General features: G+C 68.5%; 7 protein-coding genes. 4 read left to right on the top strand and 3 right to left on the bottom strand.

The genetic code is table 11. The features are described from left to right. Nucleotides 1-212 precede the first annotated feature (212 nt). A complete protein-coding gene (locus KB201_RS21995) occupies nt 213-812 on the bottom strand; it encodes a hypothetical protein (RefSeq protein WP_068971945.1) in 600 nt (199 codons plus the stop codon). Nucleotides 813-1,226: 414 nt separating this feature from the next. On the opposite strand from KB201_RS21995, the gene KB201_RS21990 reads away from it, so the two are divergent. The 4 genes from KB201_RS21990 (at nt 1,227) to KB201_RS21975 (ending at nt 6,127) form a co-directional block, all read left to right on the top strand. After that, complete coding sequence (locus KB201_RS21990) at nt 1,227-2,837, top strand: aldehyde dehydrogenase (NADP(+)) (RefSeq protein WP_211540460.1); 1,611 nt, start codon at nt 1,227-1,229, stop codon at nt 2,835-2,837. Between the two features lie 25 nt (nt 2,838-2,862). Beyond that, a complete protein-coding gene (locus tag KB201_RS21985) occupies nt 2,863-3,795 on the top strand; it encodes a 5-dehydro-4-deoxyglucarate dehydratase (protein WP_211540459.1) in 933 nt (310 codons plus the stop codon). Nucleotides 3,796-3,801: 6 nt separating this feature from the next. Then, entirely contained in the window at nt 3,802-5,139 is a 1,338-nt protein-coding gene (locus tag KB201_RS21980; protein WP_249146285.1) for a glucarate dehydratase family protein, read from the top strand. Between the two features lie 94 nt (nt 5,140-5,233). Further along, the gene (locus tag KB201_RS21975; protein ID WP_211540457.1) at nt 5,234-6,127 is read left to right on the top strand and encodes a LysR substrate-binding domain-containing protein; all 894 of its coding nucleotides are present in this window, start codon (nt 5,234-5,236) and stop codon (nt 6,125-6,127) included. A 139-nt stretch (nt 6,128-6,266) separates the two neighbouring features. Here the strand turns inward: KB201_RS21975 and KB201_RS21970 are convergent, their stop codons facing one another. Both KB201_RS21970 and KB201_RS21965 read right to left on the bottom strand, forming a co-directional pair. After that, entirely contained in the window at nt 6,267-6,662 is a 396-nt protein-coding gene (locus KB201_RS21970) for a universal stress protein (RefSeq protein WP_058251799.1), read from the bottom strand. Continuing rightward, a complete protein-coding gene (locus tag KB201_RS21965; RefSeq protein ID WP_211540455.1) occupies nt 6,662-7,702 on the bottom strand; it encodes a 2-hydroxyacid dehydrogenase in 1,041 nt (346 codons plus the stop codon). The genes KB201_RS21970 and KB201_RS21965 overlap by 1 nt, the downstream gene beginning before the upstream one ends.

Below are 7,702 nucleotides of genomic sequence, written 5' to 3'. Positions count from 1 at the left end.
CGCAAACACGCTGCCGGTGCACTCATCAACCCAGCCTACCGAACAACGAGCTAGACAATTGCGAGACACACCACTAGGGCACGGTGCATGCCGGGCCCACCGCCGAACGCGCGTCCGCAAGCCGGAAGAAGCAGAAAATCCCCAACCCCGCACGCGGAGTTGGGGATTCTGCAGCATCTGGGACCCGAGTAGCGAGGCCCTGCTCGCTGGTCTTACGGAGTGTTGATCCAGTTCAGGATCGACTGCCCGGCGCGGGGGTCGCCGTTGTTGATGCCGATGACCGCTCCGATGGCCGCGCCGACGCCCGCACCCCAGACGCAGCCGACGATGATGATGCAGCCGATGATGAGGCCGGCGAGCGCGCCGATGGCGGTGGTGACGTTGCCGCCGCGGTTCCACCCGTTGGTGATGTGCCAGATCATCTGCTGGTAGGCGCGGTCCTTCTTGGCCGAGGCCGGGCGGACGCCGGCGGCGATCGCCGCGCGGGCTTCGGGGGTGAGGATCGGCGTGAACGTCGCCTGGGTGCGGTCGGCGGAGACCTTCGCGCGCATCGGGACAGCGGCGCCGTCGAACGGCAGCACCAGTCCGATCCGCTCGATGGTCCGTCCGTGTGAGTCGACGACCCGGAGTTCCTGCTCGCCTGCGACGAACGTCGCGTTGCGGAGCTGGGAGGTGATGGAGGTCCCGTCGGCGGATGCGCTGGAGAAGTGGGACGGCGCGGCGGGCGCGGGAGCGCCGTGTGCGGTGCCGTAGGAGACGGTGAGTGCCGTGATGGCCAGGGCCATGACGGCGAGGAGGCGAATGCGCTTCATCGGTTCTGGATTCCGCTTTCGTCGAATGGGTGGTGTGCCCGCTCCGGCAGCCGGCGCTCGCCGTGGCTTGGCGCTGTGCGGTATGTCGGATTCGGCGCAGTGATTGTCCCACTGTCGACTGCTGTTGGTCTGGTACGCGGTCCGGCGTGGGCCGGCCGGATGGCGTATGGGCTGACGAGCGAGCGCGTCCCGACTGAACCGGTCACCTGGGTCGATTCACTCCGAGCATTGAAGACGTCCATATTTGACTTGGACATGTATGGATCGTGAGTTCTACGGTCGGGACAAGGCCGAGCTCACCGCACAGCCGCGCCGACGGCGACCCGCCATCGAGAGCAGATGACAGCTCTCACGTGGCGCCGCCGCTGCCGGGCCACCTCGGCGGAATGCCAACGCACAACGGATGGGACCACGATGACCATTGCGCAGCACCCCGCACCGCTGACGACGCAGGACCTCACCGGACAACTGATCATCGCGGGTGAGCGGGTGACCGGCGCGGGGAAGGCCGTCCACGGCGTGGACCCGACGACAGGCACTCGTCTCCTGCCCGCGTACACACACGGAACCCCAGCTGACGTCGTCCGTGCCACCGCTGCGGCCGCGGAAGCGTTCGGACCGTATCGCGCCACCTCGTCCGAAGAACGGGCGCGGTTCCTCTCGACGATCGCGGACAACCTCGATGCGTCGACCGAGGTCCTCGTCGAGCGTGCCGTGGCCGAGACCGGACTCGCGGCGGCGCGGATCACCGGTGAGGTGGGACGGACGTCGGGTCAGCTCCGGTTGTTCGCCTCGGTGCTGCGCGAGGGCAGCTGGCACGGCGCCCGGATCGATCCCGCACGGCCGGATCGGACGCCGCTGCCGCGCGCCGACATCCGGCAGCGCAAGGTGCCGCTCGGACCCGTCGCCGTGTTCGGCGCCAGTAACTTCCCGCTCGCGTTCTCGGTCGCCGGCGGCGACACCGCGTCGGCATTGGCCGCCGGATGTCCCGTGGTGGTGAAGGCCCACGACGCCCATCCCGGCACATCAGAACTGGTGGGACGTCTGATCACCGAGGCGGTGGCCGCCACCGGAATGCCTGCCGGCACCTTCTCCCTGCTCTACGGCAGCGGGCCCGACCTGGGTATCGCCCTCGTGACCGACCCGCGCATCAAGGCGGTGGGCTTCACCGGGTCGCGCTCGGGCGGAACGGCTCTCGTCGCCGCTGCGGCGTCGCGAACCGAACCCATCCCGGTGTACGCGGAGATGAGCTCGATCAACCCGGTCTACCCACTCGAGGGGGCGCTGCGTGCCGATGCCGCCGGCCTCGGCCGCGCATTCGTCGGCTCGCTGACGATGGGTTCGGGACAGTTCTGCACCAATCCCGGCCTGGTCATCGCGGTCGACGGTCCCGATCTCGATGCATTCATCGCCGCTGCCGCGGAGGCGATCGCCGCCTCGACGCCGACGCCGATGCTGACCCCGGGGATCGCCGCGAGCTACGCCTCCGGCGTGGAGGAGTTCGGTTCGGCCGCGGAGGTTCTCGCCCGATCGGCGGAAGCGACGGGTCCGAACACCTGCGCCGCCGCGCTCTTCGGCACGCGGGCCGAGACCTTTCTCGCTTCGGAGACGTTGCAGCAGGAGATCTTCGGGTCGTCGAGCCTCGTGGTGCGGTGTCGCGACCTCAAGCAGGTGCGGGAGGTGACCGCCGAGCTCGAAGGTCAGCTCACCGCGACCGTGCATGCCGCGGACTCCGACCTCGACGACGCCCGGGTGCTTCTCGAGGCACTCGAACTCAAGGCCGGGCGAATCCTCTTCAACGGGTGGCCAACTGGCGTCGAGGTCGGACACGCGATGGTCCACGGCGGACCCTATCCGTCCACTTCCGACAGCCGTAGCACCAGCGTCGGGTCGCTCGCCATCGAGCGTTTTCTGCGGCCGGTGGCCTATCAGGACGTTCCGACGACGCTGTTGCCGGACCCCATTGCCGACGGAAACCCCGAACAGATCTGGCGCCGTGTCGACGGCGAACTCATCCGCGACTGATCCTCACCCCATCCAAGGAGTCCCAATGCTCAACGGCGTCTTGTTCTTTCCCGTCACACCCTTCGGCAGCAGCGGAGAGGTGGACTACCGTCGCCTCGCCGAACACATCGACCGCGGGGTTGCCGCCGGCCCCGGCGGCGTGTTCGTCGCCTGCGGCACCGGCGAATTCCACGCCCTCGGACTCGAGGAGTTCGGGCGGATCGTCCGCTGTGCGGTCGAGACCGTCGCCGGTCGCGTCCCGGTGTTCGCCGGTGCCGGCGGCTCCCTCGTCCAGGCCCGCGAGTTCGCGGTGAGTGCGAAGGCCAATGGGGCCGACGGCATCCTGCTCCTGCCCCCGTACCTGGTGACGACGCCGCCTGCCGGCCTCGCCGAGTACACGCGGTCGGTCGCGGCCACCACGGATCTGCCGCTCATCGTCTACAACCGCGGCAACGCCGTGTTCGACGAGGCGTCGGCCATCGAGGTCGCCAAGCTGCCGACGGTCATCGGGTTCAAGGACGGCACCGGTGACCTCGACAACGTGTCGCGCATCGTGATCGCGGTCAAGGAAGCACTCGGGGACAGCAAGGAGTTCCTGTTCTTCAACGGCCTGCCCACCGCCGAGATCACCCAGCAGGCCTACCGGGCCATCGGTGTCACGTTGTACTCGTCGGCGACGTTCGCTTTCGCCCCGGAACTGGCGCTGGCGTTCTACAACTCGTTGGAGAACGGCGACGTCGAGCTGACCGAGGCGCTGCTGCGCGACTTCTTCCACCCCTTGGTCCGGCTACGCAACAGGGTGCCGGGATATGCGGTCGCACTCGTGAAGCACGGTGTGACGATGGAGGGCATCGAAGCGGGTCCGGTGCGCGCGCCGCTGGTCCAGCCGACACCGGAGCACCAGGCCGAGCTCGAGCGGATCACCGCCGCCGGGCGCGCCGTCCTCGCGACGACGCTCGCCGCGCAGGCCACGGTCTGAGAACTCATGTCGACGAACACCTTCCAGTCGGTGCCGGTCGGGACCCGAACCGTGTCGAGTCCGAAGACCGACACCACGATCACCGAGGTCACGGTCACCCCGGTTGCCTTCGTCGACCCGCCGCTGCTCAATACGGTGGGTGTGCACCAGCCCTACGCACTGCGGGCGATCATCGTGATCGAGACGGCCGGCGGAATCCGCGGGCTCGGCGAGACCTACGCCGACACCGCTCATCTCGCGCGGATGGAGGCCGCCGCCGAGGCGATCATCGGACTCGATGCCTTCGCGCTCCACAACCTGCGCGATGCCATCGACCTGCGGGTCTCGACCCTGTCGGTGACCGGCGGCGACGGAGTGGCCGGGATGATCACCACCGCCAGCACCACCGATCGTGTCTTCTCGCCGTTCGAAGTCGCCTGTCTCGACATCCAGGGCAAGGTCCTCGGTCGGCCGGTCAGTGATCTGCTCGGCGGCCGCGTGCGGGACCGGGTGCCGTTCAGCGCCTACCTGTTCTACAAGTGGGCGGCCCACCCCGGCGCGGCCGGGACCAACGGACTGCCGGACGAGTGGGGCGAGGCCGTCGATCCGAGCGGCCTGATCCGGCAGGCGCACCGGATGATCGACCGCTACGGGTTCACCGCGATCAAACTGAAGGGCGGCGTGTTCGCGCCCGACGAAGAGATCGCCGCCATCAAGGCGCTGCACGCCGAGTTTCCCGGGATCCCGTTGCGCCTGGACCCCAATGCGGCGTGGACCGTGGAGACCTCGCTGCGCGTTGCGGCGGAACTCGAGGGCATCGTCGAGTACTTGGAGGACCCGACCCCGGGCCTCGACGGTATGGCGCGCGTCGCCGAGCAGGCGTCCATGCCGCTCGCGACGAACATGTGCGTGGTCGCCTTCGATCACCTCGAACCGGCGGTGCGCAAGCGGTCGGTCTCGGTCGTCCTGTCCGATCACCACTACTGGGGCGGCCTGCAGCGGTCGCGTCTCCTCGGCGGTATCTGTGAGACTTTCGGATTCGGCCTGTCGATGCACTCCAATTCGCACCTGGGCATCAGCCTCGCCGCGATGGTGCATCTCGCGGCTGCGACACCCAACCTCACCTACGCCTGCGACACCCACTGGCCGTGGAAGACCGAGGATGTGGTGAAGCCCGGCGTCCTGGGCATCGTCGACGGTGCGGTGCCGGTCCCGACCGGCCCGGGTCTGGGCGTCGAACTCGACGACGAGTCGCTGGAGGCCCTGCACCAGCAGTACCTCGACTGCGGCATCCGCGACCGGGACGATACCGGGTACATGCAGTCCATCGATCCGGGCTTCGTGAACTCCAGCCCGCGGTGGTGAGCGTGAGCGAACCCTCGACCGTCACCGTGGGAGTGGGCTAGCGTCATCCACACCACTCCGCAGATCGCGGGGTAACGATGCCGAAAGTGGATCGATGTTCTCTCTCTCGCGCCTCACCTGCTTCATCGCGGTCGCCGAGGAGCTGCATTTCGGCCGAGCGGCCGAGCGGTTGCACATGACCCAGCCGCCGTTGAGTCGCCAGATCCAGCAGCTCGAACACGAACTCGGAGTTCAGCTCATCGAGCGCAGCAGTCGTGCGGTGTCGCTGACGGCGGCCGGGGCGGCCTTCCTGCCTGACGCGCGGCGGATCGTCGCGCTCGCCGAGGGGGCGGCCCTGACCGTGCGTCGGGTGCCTGCGGGCGACCTGGGCACCGTGAACATCGGTTTCACGGGTGCCTCGGCGCGGGCGGTGTTGCCCCGGCTCATGCAGACCGCCCGTGAGAGACTGCCGGACGTGCGCCTCGTGCTGCGGGAGATGGTGACCGTCGCCCAGGTCGAGGCCTTGGTCCGCGGCGACCTCGACCTCGGTATCGTGCGGCCGCCGATCTCGCGGCCGGGCGTGAATTCCCGTCCGCTGCATCATGAGCGGCTCGTCGCGGCACTGCCTGCCGATCACGAGTTCGCCGGCGTCGAGCACCTGGCGATCGAGGACTTCGACGGCCAGGCGGTCATCATGTACTCGCCCACGGACGCGCGCTACTTCAACGAACTGCTGATCAGCACATTCACTGCGGTGGGGGCCTCGCCACGCTACGTCCAGTACGTGACGCAGGTGCACACGATGCTGGTCCTCGTGCATTCCGGGCTGGGGATGGCGCTGGTGCCGGAATCGGCGATGACGATGCATCCCGACGGGGTGGTGTTCAAAGAGGTGACCGCGATCCGCGATCGTCCGGTGCAGATGAACGTCGCCTGGCGCGCGGACAACACCAACCCGGCACTCGCGCGGTTGATGAGAGATGTTCTACCCGAACGTGAATGGATCTGACGGCGACCTCGATCGAGTTCGTCGGCTGTGTACCTGAACTCGTCGACGACCTCACCTCGGTGGCCTCGACGGGCGCGGCGGACTCGCTTCGCTCGTTCGACGCTGCTCGACCAGCAGTGGTTGCGGTGGAAAAGCCCGATCAGACCGCGGCGCGCACGGGCGGTTTGACCGCGACCACCGGGCACTGTGCGTCGAGCAGCACACGCTGGACGACGCTGCCGGTCAGCAGTTTTCCGACCGGTGAACGCCTGCGCTGGCCGATCACCAGGAGCTCCGCTGCGTCGTCGTACGATGCGTCGATGAGTTGGTCGGCGTGCGAGAGGCCCGGATCGTTCTCGGCGACACGGTAGTCGACGTCACCGGCCTGAGCCACCTCGCGCGCGTTCTCCAGGTCGACCAGGAACTCCGGCGACGAGGCGTTGTCACCATCGGCGACGATCACGACGCCGGTGCCGCGCATGCGGGCCTCGGCGAAGCCGAACGGGAGTGCGCCGCGCCCCTCGGGTGTCGGTAGGTAGCTGAGGACGACAGACATCAGATGTCCTTTCGCAGAGCGTGATTCGGTGCGACGACCGGTGTCGACAGGTCACCGGTACGCAGGAAGGTCTCGAGGTTGGCGAGGGTGAGTTCCTCCATGGCGGCACGTGTCTCGACCGTTCCGCTCGCGAGGTGGGGGAGAAGTACGACGTTGTCCATGGCCAGCAGCGCCTCGGGCACCTCCGGCTCGTGCGCGAACACGTCGAGCCCGGCGCCGGCCAGTCGGCCGCGCCGCAGCAGGTCGACGAGGGCGTCCTCGTCGACGACGCTGCCGCGCGCCACATTGATGAGGAAGCCGTCGGCGCCCAGCGACTCGAGGACGTCCCGGTCGACGAGATGGCGCGTGTCGGCACCGCCGGCGGCGGCCACGATCAGCACGTCGACCTGGCTGGCGAGCTCGGCCGGCGACGCCGCGTAGCGATACGGTGAGCCGTCGATGGGACGGCGGTTGTGGTAGGCGATCCGGCACCCGAAGGCGGTCAGGCGGTGGGCGATCGCCGAGCCGATACGGCCCAGTCCGAGGATGCCGACGTCGGTGCCGGAGACCTTCCGGGTGAGCGGAACGTTGCCTTCCACGGGCCAGCGGCCGGCTCGGACGAACCGATCGGCCGCGGCGAGTCCGCGCATCGTGTCGAGGAGTAGTCCGACTGCGGTGTCGGCGACGCAGTCGGTGAGGACGTCCGGGGTGTTGCTGACGCCGATGCCGAGCTCGGCGGCACGGGTGACGTCGGTGGTGTCGTAACCGACGCCGAAATGGACGATGGCGCCGAGGTTCGGGAGCTCGGCCATCAAGCCGGCGTCCACCCCGGTTCGTCCCGAGGTCACGACCGCGGTCACTGCGTCGGCGTTGCGCGCGAGGAAGGCCTTCCGCGCCTCTCGGTCATCGGGCAGTCGCGGGGCGCCGTAGGTACCTTCGAGACGCTCCTCGAGCGAGGGCTTCAGCGGGCCGACGCGGAGAACAGAGCCGTGGAACGACGAAAGGTCCTTCAGTCCAATGGTTTCCGTTGCCGTCGCGGTGCCGGCCGTACTGCTCGTCAT

Origin of the sequence: Gordonia sp. SCSIO 19800, from assembly GCF_018132775.1 — a bacterium.
GTDB lineage: Bacteria > Actinomycetota > Actinomycetes > Mycobacteriales > Mycobacteriaceae > Gordonia > Gordonia hongkongensis.
This window is presented reverse-complemented; position numbering and strand designations above follow the sequence as displayed.